Origin of the sequence: Xanthobacter sp. (genome assembly GCF_041911315.1) — a bacterium.
GTDB lineage: Bacteria > Pseudomonadota > Alphaproteobacteria > Rhizobiales > Xanthobacteraceae > Xanthobacter > Xanthobacter aminoxidans.
On the sequence record NZ_JAYRPE010000083.1, the window covers coordinates 61789 to 79880 of the forward strand.

11 protein-coding genes are annotated in these 18092 nt (G+C 68.5%); 6 read left to right on the plus strand and 5 right to left on the minus strand.

Features of this window, described 5'->3' with window-relative positions; genetic code table 11:
* Positions 1 to 49: 49 nt before the first annotated feature.
* From ACE3QW_RS23715 to rsmA, 4 genes are all read left to right on the plus strand, one after another.
* Complete coding sequence (locus tag ACE3QW_RS23715) at positions 50 to 2479, plus strand: LPS-assembly protein LptD (RefSeq protein WP_374254446.1); 2430 nt, start codon at positions 50 to 52, stop codon at positions 2477 to 2479.
* A 97-nt stretch (positions 2480 to 2576) separates the two neighbouring features.
* Positions 2577 to 3485, plus strand: a complete 909-nt coding sequence (locus tag ACE3QW_RS23720) for a SurA N-terminal domain-containing protein (RefSeq protein ID WP_029557286.1) — start codon at positions 2577 to 2579, stop codon at positions 3483 to 3485.
* Positions 3486 to 3576: 91 nt separating this feature from the next.
* On the plus strand, positions 3577 to 4650 hold the full coding sequence (gene pdxA / locus ACE3QW_RS23725; protein WP_374254447.1) for a 4-hydroxythreonine-4-phosphate dehydrogenase PdxA: 1074 nt from the start codon (positions 3577 to 3579) through the stop codon (positions 4648 to 4650).
* Positions 4647 to 5525 carry a 16S rRNA (adenine(1518)-N(6)/adenine(1519)-N(6))-dimethyltransferase RsmA gene (gene rsmA / locus ACE3QW_RS23730; RefSeq protein WP_374254449.1) on the plus strand — a complete coding sequence of 293 codons (879 nt, stop codon included), beginning with the start codon at positions 4647 to 4649 and terminating at the stop codon, positions 5523 to 5525. The genes pdxA and rsmA overlap by 4 nt, the downstream gene beginning before the upstream one ends.
* Before the next feature lie 15 nt (positions 5526 to 5540).
* On the opposite strand, the gene metH is transcribed toward rsmA, so the two are convergent.
* From metH to ACE3QW_RS23745, 3 genes are all read right to left on the minus strand, one after another.
* Positions 5541 to 9305: a methionine synthase gene (metH, locus tag ACE3QW_RS23735; RefSeq protein WP_374254450.1), complete on the minus strand. Its 3765-nt coding sequence runs from the start codon at positions 9303 to 9305 to the stop codon at positions 5541 to 5543.
* Between the two features lie 88 nt (positions 9306 to 9393).
* Entirely contained in the window at positions 9394 to 10335 is a 942-nt protein-coding gene (gene metF, locus ACE3QW_RS23740; RefSeq protein WP_374254452.1) for a methylenetetrahydrofolate reductase [NAD(P)H], read from the minus strand.
* Positions 10335 to 11354, minus strand: a complete 1020-nt coding sequence (locus ACE3QW_RS23745) for a metalloregulator ArsR/SmtB family transcription factor (protein WP_029557282.1) — start codon at positions 11352 to 11354, stop codon at positions 10335 to 10337. The genes metF and ACE3QW_RS23745 overlap by 1 nt, the downstream gene beginning before the upstream one ends.
* A 237-nt stretch (positions 11355 to 11591) precedes the next feature.
* Here ACE3QW_RS23745 and ACE3QW_RS23750 point away from each other — a divergent pair, with 237 nt between their 5' ends.
* Together ACE3QW_RS23750 and ACE3QW_RS23755 are read left to right on the plus strand one after the other, a co-directional pair.
* Complete coding sequence (locus tag ACE3QW_RS23750) at positions 11592 to 12785, plus strand: L,D-transpeptidase family protein (protein WP_374254454.1); 1194 nt, start codon at positions 11592 to 11594, stop codon at positions 12783 to 12785.
* Between the two features lie 188 nt (positions 12786 to 12973).
* The gene (locus ACE3QW_RS23755; protein WP_024277684.1) at positions 12974 to 13555 is read left to right on the plus strand and encodes an HdeD family acid-resistance protein; all 582 of its coding nucleotides are present in this window, start codon (positions 12974 to 12976) and stop codon (positions 13553 to 13555) included.
* Between the two features lie 124 nt (positions 13556 to 13679).
* On the opposite strand, the gene ACE3QW_RS23760 is transcribed toward ACE3QW_RS23755, so the two are convergent.
* Together ACE3QW_RS23760 and ACE3QW_RS23765 are read right to left on the minus strand one after the other, a co-directional pair.
* A complete protein-coding gene (locus ACE3QW_RS23760) occupies positions 13680 to 16799 on the minus strand; it encodes an efflux RND transporter permease subunit (protein WP_374254456.1) in 3120 nt (1039 codons plus the stop codon).
* Positions 16796 to 18028 carry an efflux RND transporter periplasmic adaptor subunit gene (locus ACE3QW_RS23765; RefSeq protein ID WP_374254458.1) on the minus strand — a complete coding sequence of 411 codons (1233 nt, stop codon included), beginning with the start codon at positions 18026 to 18028 and terminating at the stop codon, positions 16796 to 16798. Before ACE3QW_RS23765 ends, ACE3QW_RS23760 begins: the two co-directional genes overlap by 4 nt.
* Between the last annotated feature and the right edge of the window lie 64 nt (positions 18029 to 18092).

The following is an 18092-nucleotide window of genomic DNA, read 5'->3' on the forward strand; positions in this document are numbered from 1 at the left end:
AACGGGCGGTCGCGCGTCTCGACGCGCCTCCTCGGCTGCCGCCTTCAGCTTGATCTTTGCCGGCCTCGTCGCCCTTCTCGCGCCGATGGGGAGCGCCCGTGCGCAGACCGCCCAGCCGGCCGCCAGCCAGAACACGGCGCCGGGCAGCAATCTCCTCGCCGCGCGCCAGCTCGACCCGAACCAGAAGATGCTGGTGACGGCCGACCAGCTTGAATACGACTACCAGAAGGACACCGTCGCGGCGGTCGGCAACGTCCAGATCTATTACGACGGCTCCTCCCTCGAGGCGCACCGCGTGGTGCTGGACCGCAAGGCCAACACCCTGCGCGCGGAAGGCAATGCCCGCCTCAAGGACAAAGATGGCAAGATCATCACCGCCGACACCCTGCAGCTGACGCAGGACTTCAAGCAGGGCTTCATCGATTCCCTGCGCCTCGACACGCCGGACAACACCCACTTCGCCGCCATCCGCGCCGACCGGACCGATGGCAACATCACGGTGTTCCAGAACGGCATCTACACGGCCTGCGAGCCGTGCAAGGACGACCCTTCCAAGCCGCCGCTGTGGCAGATCAAAGCCAAGAAGATCATCCACAACGACGACGAGAAGATGGTCTATTACGAGGACGCCTGGGTCGAGTTTTTCGGCCTGCCGGTGGCCTATTTCCCGTACATGTCGTCGCCGGACCCGACGGTGAAGCGCAAGACCGGCTTCCTCATGCCGGAGTTCTTCTCCTCCAGCCAGATCGGCTACGGCGTCGCCGTTCCCTTCTTCTGGAACATCGCGCCCGACCGCGACCTGACCCTGACCCCCGCCTTCCTGACCCAGCAAGGCGTGCTGATGCAGGGCGAGTGGCGCCAGCGCCTGATCAACGGCAGCTACACCATCCGCGCTGCCGGCATCGTGCAGCAGAACCCGCAGGACTTCATCACCACGTCCAACGGCATCACCGAGATCCTGCCCGGCTATCGCCAGGACCGCGGCTCGGTGGACAGCTCCGGCGCCTTCGCTCTGAACAAGTTCTGGACCTTCGGCTGGGACGGCACCATCGTCTCCGACCGCACCTTCCTGCGCGACTACAACCTGATCCCGGACACCACCACCACCAAGACCTCCACCGTCTACCTGACGGGCCAGGGCGACCGATCCTATTTCGACCTGCGCGGCCTCTACTTCCTCGGCCTTGGCGTGACGGACGATCAGGCCCGCCAGCCCATCGTCGGCACGCTCAACTACGACAAGGTGTTCAACAACGCCCTGTGGGGCGGCGAGGCCGGCTTCAAGGTGAACCTCACCAGCCTGACCCGCCAGCAGGCCGACTTCATCGGCACCTCCGAACTCACCTCCGCCATCGGCAGCGTCGGCGTGCCCACCGGCGCGTGCACCCTGTGGAGCCCGAACGCCAAGGAATGCCTGCTGCGCGGCGCGCCGGGCGACTACACGCGCCTGTCCGGCGACGTCTACTGGAAGAAGACCATCACCGATCCCCTCGGCCAGCAGTGGACGCCGTTCGTCACGGCGCGGGTGGACGTGGCCTCGGTCAACACCTCCTACCTGCCCGCCAGCTACCAGTTCGGCCCCACCTTCCTCGGGCAGAACCCGCTCCAGTCCGGCAGCGACGACCTCATCCGCGCCATGCCTGCGGTCGGTCTCGACTACAAGTATCCCTTCATCTCGGCCGAGAGCTGGGGCACCCAGACCATCGAGCCCAGGGCGCAGGTCATCATCCGCCCGAACGAGAGCAACATCGGCAAGTTCCCGAACGAGGACGCCCAGAGCCTGGTGTTCGACGACACCAACCTGTTCGAGGTGAACAAGTATTCCGGCTACGACCGGGTCGAGGGCGGCAGCCGCCTGAACCTCGGCGTGACCTACACCGCCGCCATCAACGGCGCGGGCCTGTTCACCGCCGTGGTCGGCCAGTCCTACAACCTGTTCGGCAAGAACTCCTACGCCTACGGCGACATGGCCAACACCGGCCTTGAATCGGGCCTCGAGACCTCGGCCTCGGACTACATCGCCAAGTTCGGCTACTCGCCCACCAAGTATCTCGAATTCGTGACCCGCTTCCGCTTCGACGAGCAGAACTTCTCCATGCAGCGCTTCGAGCTGCAGGCGCGGGCCGAGATCGACAGGTTCAATATCGCCGTCACCTACGGCCGCTACGAGGCCCAGCCGCTGCTCGGCTATTACGACCCGCGCGAGGGCATCTACACCAACGCCTCCTACAAGCTGAACGACAACTGGGCCATCCGCGGCGCCCTGCGCTACGACTTCGCCGCGGGCGAGGTGGACTATACCCTCGTCGGCCTCAGCTACATCGACGACTGCTTCACCCTCGCCCTGAACTACATCTCCGACTACACCCTCAACGGCCCCAACGCGCCGCCGGTGACAAAGGTGATGTTCCGCATCGGCCTGCGCACCCTTGGCGAAGGCGGCTTCTCCACCAGCTTCGGCTCCGAATCCTCGAATTGATGCCGGCTGCGGCGGCGAACGTTACGGCCACGCTCGCGAAGCCGCATTGCCGCCACAGGATGAAGACAAAAGTCGCAGGCAGCCCCCGGACAGGACCATGCCGCTCGTACGCCTTCTTCTCCTCGCCATCGCCCTCCTCGTGCCCGTGCTCACCTTGGGTACGCCGGCGCTTGCGCAGCAGGTCGTGGTCATCGTCAACGGCGATCCGATCACGAACTACGACGTCTCGCAGCGCCAGCTCCTCCACAGCCTCATCGAGCGCAAGCCCATCGGCGCAAAGGAAGCCCTGGAAGAGCTGATCGACGAGCGGCTCAAGATCCAGCAGGCCAGCCGCCTGAAGCTCGACGTGGATCAGAAGGACGTGGACCGCATGTTCGCCTCGGTGGCCGAGCGGTCGGGCCGCACGCCTGAGCAGTTGTCCTCCGGTTTCAAGCAGCAGGGCCTCGACGACCGCACCTTCAAGCAGAAGCTGCTCGCCGATTATGTCTGGGGCCAGTATGTGCGCGCCCGTTCCGGCACGGTGAACATCCGCGATGCCGACGTGATCGCCGCCTTGCAGAAGCGTGGCGAGACCCAATTGGTCGCCACCGAATACACCCTCATGCCCATCGTCTTCGTGGTGCCGCGCAACGCCAGCACGCATCAGGCGCGACTGGCCGAGGCCAACGCCCTGCGCGCCCGCTTCACCGATTGCGACAGCGGCGCCCAGATGGTGAAGTCCATGAAGGAGGTGGTGGTGCGCCCCAAGGTGACGCGCCTGTCCTCCGAAGTCCCCGCCCAGCTCAAGCAGATCCTGGACAAGACCGAGATTGGCCGGCTCACGCCGCCCGAGGTCGCCCAGGCCGGGGTCGAGACCTTCGCCATGTGCGGCAAGCGGGAGGTGCGCGGCGAGAGCTCGCAGAAGCGCGAGATCAAGGACGAGCTGACCACCAGCCAGTTCACCGCCGAATCGAAGAAGTTCATCGCCGAGCTGCGCAAGCAGGCCCTGATCCAATACCGTCGCTGATCCGCGCGGCGGGACTTCGCGCCAGTTCCCGCGTGCTATGGTCGGCCCGCGCTCGCACCCGGCGCAGAACCGTACTGCTGACGAATCGCTGATGCCCGCCGTCTCCCCCCTTGTTCTCGCCCTCGGCGATCCGGCCGGCATCGGCCCCGACGTCACGCTCGCCGCCTTCCTGCGCCGTCGCGCGGCAGGTGGCCCGGCAGGTGGCACCGCGGCCGTCCCGGCCTTCATCGTCGCTGGTGATCCCGCCGCGCTCGCCGCCCGCGCCCAGCTCCTCGGCCTCGACGTGCCACTTGTCGAGACGACACCCGAGGGCGCAGTCGCGCACTTTGCCAATGCCCTGCCGGTGCTCCCCGCCGGCCCTGCCTTCACCGGCCGGCCCGGCCGGCCCGACGCCTCCTCCGCCGCCTGCGTGGAAGCGAGCCTTGAGGCCGCCCTCGGCCTCGTGACAGCCGGGCGAGCCGCGGCCCTCGTCACCAATCCGCTCGCCAAGTCTGTGATGTACGAGGCGGGCTTTCCCTTTCCCGGCCATACCGAATGGCTCGCCGACCGCGCCGCCGCGCCGGGCCGGCCAGCGCCGCATCCGGTGATGATGATCTGGTCGGAGCAGCTCGCGGTGGTGCCGGCCACGATCCACGTGCCCTATGCCGAGGTGCCCGGCCTTCTCACCGTTGACCTCCTGGTGGAGACCGGTCGCATCGTCGCCCGCGACATGGCACGGCGCTTCGGTATCGCCCGCCCCCGCCTCGCCTTCTGCGGCCTCAATCCCCACGCAGGCGAAGAGGGCACGCTGGGCGGCGAGGACGAGGCCATCGTGCGGCCGGCTGTGGAGGCGCTGAAGCGCGAGGGCATCCTCGCCACCGGCCCCCTGCCCGCCGACACCATGTTCCATCCAGAAGCGCGGGCGCGCTATGACGTGGCGGTGGGCATGTATCACGATCAGGTTCTGATCCCGGCCAAGACCCTCGCCTTCCACGACGGGGTGAACGTGACCCTCGGCCTGCCCTTCATCCGCACCTCGCCGGACCACGGCACGGCCTTCGACATCGCCGGCACGGGCCGGGCCGATCCCTCCAGCCTGATCGCCGCCCTGAGGCTCGCCCGCCGCCTCGCCGACGCCGAGAGGGCGACGAGCCAAGCCCCGGCTCCCGCACTGGCACGCGCATGAGCGCGCTCGACGATCTGCCGCCGCTGCGCGACGTCATCCGCAAGCACGGCCTCTCCGCGCAGAAGTCGCTGGGGCAGAACTTCCTGCTGGATCTCAACCTCACCGGCCGCATCGCCCGCGCCTCCGGGCCGCTGGAAGATGTGACGATTGTGGAGGTGGGCCCCGGCCCTGGCGGCCTCACCCGCGCGCTGCTGGCTCTGGGTGCGAAGCGCGTCATCGCCATCGAGCGCGACCGGCGGTGCATGGATGCGCTGGCCGAGGTCGCGGACCACTATCCGGGCCGGCTGGAGGTCATCGAGGGCGATGCCCTCAAGGTGGACGTGCGCTCCCTCCTCGGCGAGGGCGAGGCGCGGGTGGTGGCGAACCTGCCCTACAACATCGCCACCGTGCTGCTGGTGGGCTGGCTCTCCACGGACCCGTGGCCGCCGTGGTTCTCCTCCCTCACCCTCATGTTCCAGAAGGAAGTGGCCGAGCGAATCGTGGCGGAGCCCGGCTCGAAGGCCTACGGCCGCCTCGCGGTGCTGGCCGGCTGGCGCACCAAGGGGCGGATCGCCTTCGACGTCGCCCCCTCGGCCTTCGTGCCTCCACCCAAGGTGACGTCCTCGGTGATCCACCTCGTGCCGCGCGCGGAGCCCCTGCCCTGCGCACTGTCCGCTCTGGAGAAGGTGACGGAAGCCGCCTTCGGCCAGCGCCGCAAGATGCTGCGCCAGAGCCTGAAGACCCTTGGCGTCGATGCGATGGCCCTGCTCGCCGCCGCCGGCGTGGAGGAAACCGCCCGCGCCGAGGAAATCGACGTCGCCGGCTTCGTCCGGCTGGCCAACGCCTTCTCCGAAGGCATCGGCCGTCCGTTCGGCGCCCTATCCGCGCTCAAGTGAGATGGTGCGGCGGCGCTACTCCGCCGCCTCCACCCGCGCCGGATCATAGTTGAGGATGGGGGCGAGCCAGCGTTCGGCCTCCGCCACGGTCCAGCCCTTGCGCTTCGCGTAGTCCTCCACCTGATCGCGCTCGATGCGGCCGACGCCGAAATAGGCGCTCTGCGGATGGGCGAAATAGAGGCCGGAGACGGCCGCCCCCGGCCACATGGCGAAGCTCTCGGTGAGGTGGATACCCGCCTTGTGGGTGGCGTCCAGCAGCTCGAAGATGGTCGCCTTTTCCGTATGGTCGGGCTGGGCCGGGTAGCCCGGCGCCGGACGGATGCCGCGGTAGCGCTCGGCGATGAGGTCGTCGTTGGGGAGCGCCTCGTCGGCCGCATAGCCCCACAGTCTGGTGCGCACCAGATGGTGCAGCCGCTCGGCGAAGGCCTCGGCGAGGCGGTCGCACAGGGCCTTGAGCAGGATGGCGGAATAATCGTCATTGGCCGCCTTGAAGGCCGCCACCCGGTCCTCCTCGCCGATGCCCGCCGTCACCGCGAAGCCGCCCACATAGTCGGCGATGCCGCTCTCCAGCGGGGCCACGAAATCCGCCAGTGCCAGATTGTGCCGCCCTTCCCGCCGCGCAAGCTGCTGGCGCAGGGTGTGCAGGGTGGCGAGCGGGGTCTTGCGGCTGTCGTCGCGGAACAGGAGGATGTCGTCGCCCACCGCATTGGCCGGCCAGAAGCCCACCACGGCGCGGGCCGTCACCCACTTCTCCGAGACCATCTTCTTGAGCATGGCCTGCGCGTCGGCGAACAGCGCGCGCGCCGGCTCGCCCACCACCGCGTCCTCCAGGATCGAGGGATAGCGCCCGGTCAGCTCCCAGGACTGGAAGAAGGGCGTCCAGTCGATATAGGGCACGAGGTCGGCGAGGTCGTGATCCTCGATCACATGAGTGCCGAGGAAGGAGGGCTTTTCCGGCGTGTGAGCCGAGAAATCCAGCTTCAGGGCGTTCTCGCGCGCCTTGGCGAGCGTGAGCCGCTGCTTGTTGGCGTCGGCGCGGGCGTGGGCCTCGGCGAGCTTGGCATATTCCGCGCGCACGTCGGCCACATAGGCGCCGCGCGTCTCGGCATTGAGCAGGTTGGAGACCACGCCCACCGCGCGGCTCGCGTCGGTGACATAGACCGCCTGACCGCGGTCATAGCGGGGTGCGATCTTAACCGCCGTATGGACCCGCGAGGTGGTGGCGCCGCCGATGAGGAGCGGCACCGAAAAGCCCTCGCGCTCCATTTCGGCCGCGACGTTCACCATCTCGTCCAGCGAAGGGGTGATGAGGCCGGAGAGGCCGATCACGTCCACCTTCTCGTCCTTGGCCACCTGAAGGATCTTCTGCGTGGGCACCATCACGCCGAGGTCGATGACCTCGTAATTGTTGCACTGGAGCACGACGCCCACGATGTTCTTGCCGATGTCGTGCACGTCGCCCTTCACCGTCGCCATCAGCACCTTGCCGGCGGCCGAGGCGGAGGTGACGCCCATCTCCTCCTTTTCCTTCTCCATGAAGGGCATGAGATAGGCCACCGCCTGCTTCATCACGCGGGCGGACTTCACCACCTGGGGCAGGAACATCTTGCCGGCGCCGAACAGGTCGCCCACCACGTTCATGCCGGACATGAGCGGGCCTTCGATGACGTGCAGCGGGCGCGCCACCTGCTGGCGGGCCTCCTCCGTGTCAGCCTCGACGAAATCGGTGATGCCGTTGACCAGGGCATGGGCGAGGCGCTTGTCCACCGGCCAGGTGCGCCAGGCGAGGTCGGCCTCCTTCTTCTCCTTGCCGGCCGCGCCCCTGAAACCCTCGGCAATCTCCAGCAGGCGCTCGGTGGCGTCGGGACGGCGGTTCAGCACCACGTCCTCGCACGCCTCGCGCAGCTTGGGCTCGATCTCGTCATAGACGGCGAGCTGGCCGGCATTGACGATGCCCATGTCCATGCCCGCCTTGATGGCGTGATAGAGGAACACGGCGTGCATTGCCTCGCGCACCGGCTCGTTGCCGCGGAACGAGAAGGAGAGGTTGGAGACGCCGCCCGAAACATGGGCAGAGGGCAGACTCTGGCGGATGAAGCGGGTCGCCTCGATGAAGGCGACGCCATAGCCCGAATGCTCCTCGATGCCGGTGGCCACCGCGAAGACGTTGGGATCGAAGATGATGTCTTCCGGCGGGAAGCCCACCTGTTCGGTCAGGATGCGATAGGCGCGCTCGCAGATGGAGGTCTTCCGGGCGTAGCTGTCGGCCTGCCCCTCCTCGTCGAAGGCCATCACCACCACGGCGGCGCCATAGGCGCGCACCAGCCGGGCCTTTTCCAGGAAGGCTTCCTCGCCCTCCTTGAGGGAGATGGAATTGACAATGCCCTTGCCCTGCAGGCGCTTCAGCCCCTGCTCGATGATCTCCCACTTGGAGCTGTCGACCATCACCGGCACCTTGGCGATGTCCGGCTCGGCGGCGACGAGGTTGAGGAAGGTGATCATGGCGGCCTCGCTGTCGAGGAGGCCTTCGTCCATGTTGATGTCGATCACCTGCGCGCCGCTCTCCACCTGGTCGCGGGCCACCGCGAGGGCGGCGGGGAAATCGCCGTTGGTGACGAGCTTGCGGAAGCGGGCGGAGCCGGTGACGTTGGTGCGCTCGCCCACGTTCACGAAGGGGATCTGCGGCGTCAGCTCGAACGGCTCGAGGCCGGAGAGGCGCAGGCGCGGCTCCAGCTCCGGAACCTCGCGCGGGGCCTTGCCCTTCACCACCTCGGCAATGGCGCGGATGTGGGCGGGCGTGGTGCCGCAGCAGCCGCCCACCACGTTCACGAGGCCGGAAGCGGCGAACTCGCCCACGAGGGCCGCCATGGCCTCGGGGCTCTCGTCATACATGCCGAATTCGTTGGGCAGGCCCGCATTGGGATAGGCGCAGACGAGGGTGTCCGCCACCCGGCCGATCTCGGCGATGTGGGCGCGCATCTCGCGGGCGCCCAGCGCGCAGTTGAGGCCGATGGAGAAGGGCTTGGCGTGGCGCAGCGAATACCAGAAGGCGCTCGGCGTCTGGCCCGAAAGCGTGCGGCCGGAAAGATCGGTGATGGTGCCGGAGATCATCACCGGCAGCCGGAAGCCCCGCTCCGCGTAGAGCTTCTCGATGGCGAAGATAGCCGCCTTGGCGTTCAGCGTGTCGAAGATGGTCTCGACGAGAAGGATGTCCGCGCCGCCGTCCACGAGGCCGCGCGCCTGCTCGAAATAGGCGTCGGCCAGTTCGTCGAAGGTCACGGCGCGGAAGCCGGGGTCGTTCACATCCGGCGAGATGGAGGCGGTGCGGTTGGTGGGGCCGAAGGCGCCGGCCACGAAGCGGCGGCGGCCATCCTCCTTCTGGGCGATGTCGGCCGCCTCGCGGGCGAGCTTCGCGCTCTCGAAATTCAGCTCATAGACGATCTCCTCCATGCCGTAGTCGGCCTGGGCGATGGAGGTGCCGGAGAAGGTGTTGGTCTCCACCATGTCCGCGCCGGCGCGGAAATATTCGAGGTGGATGGCCCGAACTGCGTCCGGCTGGGTGAGGCTGAGAAGGTCGTTGTTGCCCTTCACGTCCCGCGGCCAGTCCTTGAACCGCTCGCCCCGATAGCCCGCCTCGTCCAGTTTCAACTGCTGGATCATGGTGCCCATGGCGCCGTCGAGCACCAGGATGCGCTCGGCGGCGGCCTTGGCGAGATCGGCGAAGATGGTGTCGGCGTGGGTTGAAGAGGCGGTGTTCGGGGTGGTCGTGGGCGCGGTCATGGGGCGGTCTCGAGGCTCGGGGCGACGCACGCGCGCGCCTCCGTGAAGGACAGGCCGGCGCACCGCGCCGGCGGGAATGGCAGCGCGCTCAGACCGCCATCGCCTGCACCGCCGGCGCTGCATCCGGGCGCAGCCCGAGCAGGTGGCAGATGGCGTAGACGAGGTCGGCGCGGTTCAGGGTATAGAAATGGATATCGGTGACACCGCGATCAACGAGGTCCGTCACCTGCTCCGCCGCCACGGCCGCGGCGATGAGCTTGCGGGTCTCGGGATCGTCGTCCAGCCCCTCGAACCGCTTCAGCAGCCACGCGGGCACGCTCGCCCCGGTGCGGGTGGCGAAGTTCGACGCCTGCTTGAAGTTCGTCACGGGCAGCAGGCCGGGCAGGATGGGGATGTCGATGCCCCTGGCGCGCACCTTGTCGAGGTAGCGGAAATAGACGTCGTTCTCGAAGAAGAACTGGGTGATGGCGCGGGTGGCGCCGGCGTCCACCTTGGCCTTCAGATAATCGATGTCCGCATCGAGGCTGGCGCTTTCCGGGTGCTTCTCGGGATAGGCCGAGACCGACACCTCGAAATCGCCGATGCGGCGGATGCCTTCCACGAGATCGCAGGCATAGGGGTAGCCGTCCGGATGCGGCTCGTATTTGGTGCCGACACCGGTCGCCGGATCGCCCCGCAGGGCGACGATGTGCTTCACGCCGGCATCCTTGTAGGCGCGCACCACGTCGTCGATCTCGGCCCGGCTGGCCCCGACGCAGGTGAGGTGCGCCGCCGGACGAAGGTCCGTCTCCTTCACGATGCGCGCGACCGTCGCATGGGTGCGCTCACGCGTGGAGCCGCCCGCGCCATAGGTGACGGAGACGAAGCTCGGGGACAGGGGCGCCAGCCGGTGGATGGAGGCCCAGAGGGTCTTTTCCATCTCCTCGGTCTTGGGCGGGAAGAACTCGAAGGAGACATTAACCGGCGGCCGGTCCATCTCCCGGCTGGCCCGCACGGGCGCCGCGGCGGGACTGGGAGCGGGGGTGGTCATCAGGCAATCTCCCTGTGGGCGAGGTCGGCGTCGGCCACCACGTAGCGCGGATCGCGGGCGAGCCAGAGCGAGACGGTGAGGCCGTCGCCGGCGCCACCATCGGGGGTGAGGGTATCGAAGGAAACGAGCTCAAGGCCCGCGGCGGCGAGCCAGCCCTCCACCGTCGCCCGATCGAAGCCGAGGTGGCGATGGGCATGGGCCTCGCGCAGGAATTCGAGGCCGTGGGGGGCGAAGTCCACCACCAGCAACCGGCCGCCCGGCGCCAGCACCCGAGCCGCTTCTTTCAGCGCGCGGCTGCCGTCGTCGAGATAGTGCAGCACCTGATGGACGATCACGGCGTCGAACGCGTCGCGCGGAACCGGGACGGCATAGATGTCGCTCTGGCGCAGCAGGCAGTTGCGGACGCCCGCGCGCTCCAGATTGGCACGGGCGACGCCCAGCATGTCCGGGGAGAGATCGACCCCCATGCCGCGCTCGATGTCGGGCGCGAACAGCTCCAGCATCCGCCCCGTGCCGGTCCCAAGATCGAGCAGCGCGCGGACGGGCATACCCGCGAACGCACGGCGCACGGCGGCTTCCACCGCCGCCTCGGGCACATGCAGGCGGCGAATCTCGTCCCACTGGCGGGCATGGGCCGCGAAATAGCCCTGCGCGGCAGCGGCGCGGGCGGCGCGCACTGCCTCCAGCCGCGCCCGGTCGCCGACGAGAACCGGATCGTCCCGGTCGAGCAGGTCGAGCAGGCTCCGGGCGATTCGCCCGCCCGGCCCCTCCGACGCACGGCGGTAGAAGACCCAGCTGGCCTCCCGGTGACGGTCCACCAGCCCGGCATCGGCCAGGAGCTTGAGGTGGCGGGAAATGCGCGGCTGCGACTGGCCAAGGATTTCAGTGAGATCGGAGACGGTGAGCTCAGCCTCCCCCAGCACCGCGACGAGACGCAGGCGCGTATCCTCCCCGGCGGCCTTGAGGCCCTCGAGGACGGCGGCGAAGGAGGAAGCTGCGGGCGCAGGCCGATCTGACATAAAGATATCTTTATATCCTTACCGACAGGCATTCAAGCCCGCGACCTATGCCCCGCGCGCCACAGTGCGATCACGATCGCGAGCCACCGGGAATCTCGCATTGCCGGGGATCTCTTGCAGGCCTAAAGGCGTTTCAGGACAAGAGCTGCAAAGCTGGAACAAGTTACCGCCGGACGGGCCAAAATTTTCCGCGACCCGTTTCCAATTTCGTCACGTTTCACGGTTAACACCTCAAGCATGACCCTTCGCAACACCCTCCTCGCCGCCGTCGGCGCGTGCGTTCTTGCCGCTCCGGCCTTCGCCCAGGGGCCGTACGGTGGCCCGAACTACAGCCTGCCCGGCGGGCAGCAGGACGATGCTACCGGCACGCTCCCGCCCGCGCCTGTCGGGGGCTATGGCGAGGCGCCTCCCGGCTATTCGGACCCCTATGCGCGCCAGCAGGCGCCGGTGCGCCGCGATCAGGTGGAGCGCACGGAGCTTCCCGCGCCGGGTCAGCCCTATCCCCAGCAGGCCTATCCCCAGCCGGCGCAGCAGGGTTATCCGCAGCCCGCGCCCGGCGGCCCTGTTGCGGTGGCCCCCGATCCCGGTCCCTACCCGACCGCCGTTCCGGAGCAGGGTCAGCAGGCCTATGGCGGCCAGCCGGTCTACAATTCCGCGCCCGACCTCTACGGCCGCCAGGCGACCCCCACCGCCTATGAGCCCCAGCAGCCGGCCTATGGCCAGCAGCAGCCCGGCTATTCCGGCTCCGGCCGCGGCGCGGTGGATCAGGATGCGCTCTATGCCAGCCTGAACAACGCGCCGGCTCCGGCGGGTACGTACGGCCCCAACTCCGCTGTGGTGCCCGGCACCACCGAGGCGCCGTCCGGCCCCCGCATCGAGAATGTCGATCCGACCGAGCCCGTGCCCGAGCGCTTCCGCCGCCAGACGGTGGATTACGTGACCACCCAGCCGGCCGGCACCATCGTCATCGATACGCCGAACACCTACCTCTATTTCGTTCTCGGCGGCGGCAAGGCCGTCCGCTACGGCATCGGCGTGGGCCGCGAAGGCTTCACCTGGGCCGGCACCGAGAAGATCACCGCGAAGAAGGAATGGGCCGACTGGCGCCCGCCGTCCGAGATGATCCAGCGCCAGCCCTACCTGCCGCGCTTCATGGCCGGTGGCCCGGGCAATCCGCTCGGCGCGCGCACCATGTATCTCGGCGGCACCGTCTACCGCATTCACGGCACCAACGAGCCGCAGACCATCGGCAAGTTCGTGTCGTCCGGCTGCTTCCGCATGCTGAACGCGGACGTGGAAGACCTCTACGACCGCGCCAAGGTGGGCACCAAGGTGGTGATTCTCCCCAAAGGCAGCTCGGCTCCCCAGGCCAATGCCGCTCCGGCACCGGTTTCCACCGCTTCGGCCGGCAAGCCCGCAGCCCAGCGCTGAGCGCAATGCGCCCCCACGGGGAAAAGATCTGACCGAAACGGCCCGGCCCCACGCCGGGCCGTTTCGCGTTTGAAGGCCGTTCGGCCTCAGCCGTGGGCTCCGCAATCTGCCGGAGCCCAAGACCACTGTGCGTGACGTTCCGCTTCGATATGATGGCCCCGCAGCGATCAAGCTGACAGGAGAGGCCCATGTCCACGCCTGCATCTGCGCCCACCCCCGCTTCCGCCGTCGCCGACCAGCTGCACGCCATACGCGCGAGCTGGGGCTGGTTCGCGGTGCTCGGCATCGCATTCATCGTGCTCGGCTTCGTCGCCCTCGCCCATGTGCTCGCCTCCACGGTCGTCACCGTCCTCTATGTGGGCGCGCTGATTCTGGTGGGCGGCGTGGTGCAGGTCATCCACGCCTTTCGGGTGCAGGGCTGGGGACGCTTCTTCTACTGGCTGCTGGCGGGCCTGCTCTACGTCGTGGCCGGCGGCCTGATGATGTACAACCCGCTGCTCGGCGCCGGCGTGCTCACGCTGATGATCGGCGTGGCGCTTGCTGTCGAGGGCATCTTCCGCGTCTTCGCCGGCTTCGGCTCCCAGCATGGCAAGGGCTGGGGCTGGATCGTGGTGTCCGGCATCGTCACCCTGCTGTTGGGCCTCATCATCATCGCCCGCTGGCCGGTGAACTCCGTCTACATCCTCGGCCTGTTTCTCGGCGTGGACCTCATCGTCAACGGCGTCGGCACGCTGATGTTCGGCCTCGCCCTGCGCGACAAGAAGAACTGAGTCGCGGCACACCATCCGGGACGAAAAACCGCCCCGCCCGTCCGCGGCGGGGGCGTTGCCGGGAACGGGCGAGGCGCACGGCCCCGGGGGGCGTCGGGGCGCGTCTTGATTCAGTCGAAGGGCATCATTCCGCCGGCTGCGGCAGGGCGGACGGCGCGGTCTCACCGTCCGTCACCTTCACGCGGAACCAGGTGGCGTAGAGCGCCGGGACCACCAGCAAAGTGAGCACGGTCGCCACCAGCAGGCCGCCCATGATGGTGACGGCCATCGGCCCCCAGAACACGCTCTCCGCCAGCGGGATCATGCCGAGCACGGCGGCCAGCGCCGTGAGCACAACGGGCCGCGCCCGGCGCAGGGTCGCCTCGACGATGGCGCGGTGGGGTGTCGCGCCGTCGCGGATGTCGTGGTCGATCTGGTCCACCAGGATCACCGTGTTGCGCATGATCATGCCGGCCAGCGCGATGAGCCCGAGCAGCGCCACGAAGCCGAAAGGCCGATGCGCGATGAGCAATGCCGCCGCCGCGCCGATGAGGCCGAGGGGCGCCGTCGCCAGCACGAGGGCAAGGCGCGAGAAGCTCTGCAGCTGGATCATCAGCAGCGTGAGCATGACGATGATCATCACCGGGAATACCGCCGCCAGCGAGGCATTGGCCTTGGCGCTTTCCTCGATGGAGCCGCCTGTCTCGATGCGATAGCCGGGCGGCAGCTCGGCCTTGAGCTGCGCCAGCTTGGGGAGGAGGCGGGTGGTCACGTCAGGCGGCTGCACGCCGTCGCGCACGTCGCCGCGCACGGTCAGCACGAGGTCGCGGTCGCGCCGCCAGAGGATCGGCTCCTCATGGGCATAGCCGATGCGCGCCACCTGTCCGAGCGGCACGGCCAGCCCGTTGCGGGTGGTCACGGTGAGGGCGGCGAGGTGTTCCAGGTCCACCCGCTCCTCCGGCACGGCGCGCGCCATCACGTCGATGAGCAGGTTGCCCTCGCGCAGCTGGGTGATGGCATAGCCCTGAAGCAGGGTCTGCAGCGTCTCGGCGATATCGCGCGGCGAGGTGCCGAGCGCGCGGGCGCGGTCCTGATCCACGGTGAGGGTGATGGACTTGACCTGCTCGCCCCAATTGAGGTGCGGGTCGATCATGTCCGCGTCCGATGCCATCACCAAGCGCACCTTCTCGGCGATGTCGCGCACCGCGATGGGGTCCGGCCCCACCACGCGGAACTGCACCGGGAAGCCCACCGGCGGGCCGAACACGAAGCGGTCCACGCGCACCCGCGCTTCCGAGAGCGCGCCTTCAGCGAGCTCCGCGTCAAGCCGGGCCTTCAGCCGCTCGCGGGCCGCCACATCCTTCGCCACGATGACGATCTGCGCGAAGTTCGGATTGGGCAGAACCGGGTTGAGGCCGAGCCAGAAGCGGGGCGCGCCACGGCCCACATAGGTGGTGCTGGTGGCGACGTCGGGGTCCTCGCCCACGAGAGCCTCCGCCTTCTTCGCCGTCGCCTCGGTGACGGTGATGGAGGTGCCTTCCGGCAGGCGGATCTCCAGGAACAGCTCCGGCCGCGTGGAGGTGGGGAAGAACTGTTGCTGCACGAAGCCGAAGGCTACCACGGACCCGGCGAACATCACGACCGTCGTGCCGATGACCATGAAGCGATGGCGCAGGCAGAATTCCAGCGTCCCGCGCAGCATGCGGTAGAGCCGGCCGTCGTGCATCTCGTGGTGCCCGCCGGCCTTCTTCATGTCCGGCAGCAGCACCGTGCCGAGATAGGGGGTGAAGATCACCGCCACGAACCAAGAGGCGATGAGCGCGATGCCCACCACCCAGAAGATGCCGCCGGCATATTCGCCCGAGGACGACTTGGCGAAGCCAACGGGGAGGAAGCCCGCCGCCGTCACCAGCGTGCCGGTGAGCATGGGAAAGGCGGTGGAGGTCCAGGCGAAGGTGGCGGCGGACATGCGGTCCCAGCCCTCCTCCATCTTCACCACCATCATCTCGATGGCGATGATGGCGTCGTCCACCAGCAGGCCGAGGGCGATGATGAGCGCGCCCAGGGTGATGCGGTGCAGGTCCATGCCCGCCGAGAACATGATGAGGAAGACGATGGCGAGCACCAGCGGCACCGAGAGCGCCACCACGATGCCGGTGCGGAAGCCCAGCGACAGGAAGCTCACCACCAGAACGATGACGAGGGCTTCGAGGAAGGTCTTCAGGAACTCGCCCACCGATTCGCCGACGATGTGCGGCTGATCGGCCACCTGCGTCACGTCGATGCCGTGGGGCAGCTCGGCGGTGGCCTCGGCCATGGCGGCCTTGAGCCCCTCGCCGAGGGTGAGGATGTTGGCGCCCTGCGCCATGGACACGCCGATCCCCAGCGCCGGCAGCCCGTGCTGGCGCATGAGGAAGGCGGGCGGGTCCTCATAGCCGCGCCGGACGGTGGCGATGTCGCCGAGGCGCAGCAGCGCGCCGTTCACCGCCACCGGCACCTCGGCGATGGCCTCGACCCCGGTGAAGGCACCGGTGACGCGCAAATTGATGCGGTCTGAGCGGGTGTCCACCGCGCCGCCCGCCACCACGGCATTCTGCCGCGCCACGCTGTCGAACAGCTGCTGCGGGGTGATGCCGAGATTGGCGAGGCGGGCGTGGGAGAACTCGATGTAGATCTTCTCCGGCCGCTCGCCGATGAGGTCCACCTTCTCCACGTTGGGCACGCGGAGCAGGCGCTGGCGGATGAGTTCCGCCTGCCGCTTCAGCTCGGCCGGCGCCGCGCCCTGCCCGCTCAGGATGTAGAGCGCGGAATAGACGTCGCCATATTCGTCGTCGAAGCCCGGCCCGATGACGCCGGCGGGAAGGTCGCCGCGCACGTCGGAGACCTTCTTGCGCACCTGGTACCAGAGGTCCTTCACTTCCTTCGCGGGCGTGTTGTCCCGCAGGAACACCTGCACGAAGGAGACGCCGGGGCGCGAATAGCTCTCCACCCGGTCGAGGTGCGGCAGGGATTGCAGCTTCTTCTCGATGGGATCCGCCACCTGCGCCTGCATCTCGGAGGCGGTGGCGCCGGGCCAGGCGGCCTGCACTACCATGACCTTGATGGTGAAGGATGGGTCCTCGGCCCGGCCGAGATTGAAATAGGAATAGGCCCCCGCCGCGCCGAGCAGCAGGATGGCGAACAGGGTCAGCGCGCGATGGGTGATGGCCCAGCGCGAAAGATTGAAGCGCGAGGCGCCGTCCGGGGAAGAGCCGGCGGTGCTCACGGCCGCTGCTCCGCCAGGGTGGAAGCGCCGGCCGGCGCCTGTGCGCGGCGGGTTTCGACCGACGGCAGGCGCTCGGCGACCTCGGTCACGGAGGGGGCCTGAACGGTGCGCACCTTCTGGCCGGGCAGCAGCGTCTGGACGCCGAGGATGACCACCGCATCCCCCGGCGCGACACCGCCGGAGAGCAGCACCTCATCCCCCGTATAGGCGGCGATCTGCACCGGGCGGGCGACGATGGCATGGGTCGCGCCATCCACCACGAACACCTGCGGGCCGTGGCCGCGATCGATGAGCGCGGAGAGCGGCAGGCGCGCCACCTGCTGCTGGTCCTTGGGGCGGAGCGTCACGGTCGCCGTCATGCCCAGCGCCACGGTCTCGTCCGCCCCTTCCAGGGTGAAGCGGGCGGGATAGGTGCGGGACGTGGCGTCGGCCTGCGGCGACAGCTCCCGCAAGCGGGCGGGAATGCGCCGGCCGGGATCGGCCCAGAGGGTGACGACGGCATCGGCCGTGCGGGCGTCGGCAAGGGCAGTCTCGGGAAGGGAGACCAGCGCTTCCTTCTCATCGAGGCGGGCAACACGCACGATGGTCTGGCCGGAGGCCACCACCTGCCCCGGCTCTGCCGAGGTCGCGACAACGACGCCGGCCGCATCGGTGACGAGGTCGGCATAGGACAGGCGGTTCTCCGCCAGCTCCAGCGAACGCTTGGCCCGTTCGAGGCGGCCGACGGCCTCGTCCTTGGCGAGCGACTTGCGGTCGAGGTCGGCGTTGGAGGCGGCGCCCTTGGCGGTGAGCGCGCGATAGCGGGTGTCTTCGGTGGTGGTCTGTGCGAGATTGGCGGTGGCCGCCTGCATCTCCGCCTTGGCGCTTTCCAGCTCCAGCTTGAGGTCTTCCCTGTCGAGGCGCGCCACCACGGTGCCGGGCTCGATGCGGTCGCCCACCTCCACCAGCCGCTGCACCACCTTGCCGCCCACCCGGAAGGCGAGGTCGATCTCGCGGCGGGCGCGGACCACCCCGACGAAGCTCTTCTGCGTCTGCCGCGGCCGGAAGCTCACGGTCGTGACCTGCACCGGCCGGGCGAGCGTGGCTTCCCGGGAGGCGGGAGCCTCGCCAGCGTTGGCGGGATTTTCCTGCCCGCAGCCGGCAATCAGCAAGGCGGACCCGGCAAGGAGCAGCGCGGCCATCCCCTTCAGGCGGTGGCCGGATCGGATCGGAACGGCGAGGCGGGGCATGGGACGATCCTGTGGCTCGGGCCTGCGGAATACGAACTTAACACTGACGATTTTCGTTGATCAT

Bases quoted from the DNA above. Each gene is read 5' to 3' on its own strand.
- ACE3QW_RS23720 (WP_029557286.1), top strand. From the start codon at position 2,577: ATGCCGCTCGTACGCCTTCTTCTCCTCGCCATCGCCCTCCTCGTGCCC.
- ACE3QW_RS23745 (WP_029557282.1), bottom strand. From the start codon at position 11,354: ATGTCAGATCGGCCTGCGCCCGCAGCTTCCTCCTTCGCCGCCGTCCTC.
- ACE3QW_RS23755 (WP_024277684.1), top strand. From the start codon at position 12,974: ATGTCCACGCCTGCATCTGCGCCCACCCCCGCTTCCGCCGTCGCCGAC.
- ACE3QW_RS23750 (WP_374254454.1), top strand. From the start codon at position 11,592: ATGACCCTTCGCAACACCCTCCTCGCCGCCGTCGGCGCGTGCGTTCTT.
- rsmA (WP_374254449.1), top strand. From the start codon at position 4,647: ATGAGCGCGCTCGACGATCTGCCGCCGCTGCGCGACGTCATCCGCAAG.
- ACE3QW_RS23765 (WP_374254458.1), bottom strand. From the start codon at position 18,028: ATGCCCCGCCTCGCCGTTCCGATCCGATCCGGCCACCGCCTGAAGGGG.
- metH (WP_374254450.1), bottom strand. From the start codon at position 9,305: ATGACCGCGCCCACGACCACCCCGAACACCGCCTCTTCAACCCACGCC.
- metF (WP_374254452.1), bottom strand. From the start codon at position 10,335: ATGACCACCCCCGCTCCCAGTCCCGCCGCGGCGCCCGTGCGGGCCAGC.
- pdxA (WP_374254447.1), top strand. From the start codon at position 3,577: ATGCCCGCCGTCTCCCCCCTTGTTCTCGCCCTCGGCGATCCGGCCGGC.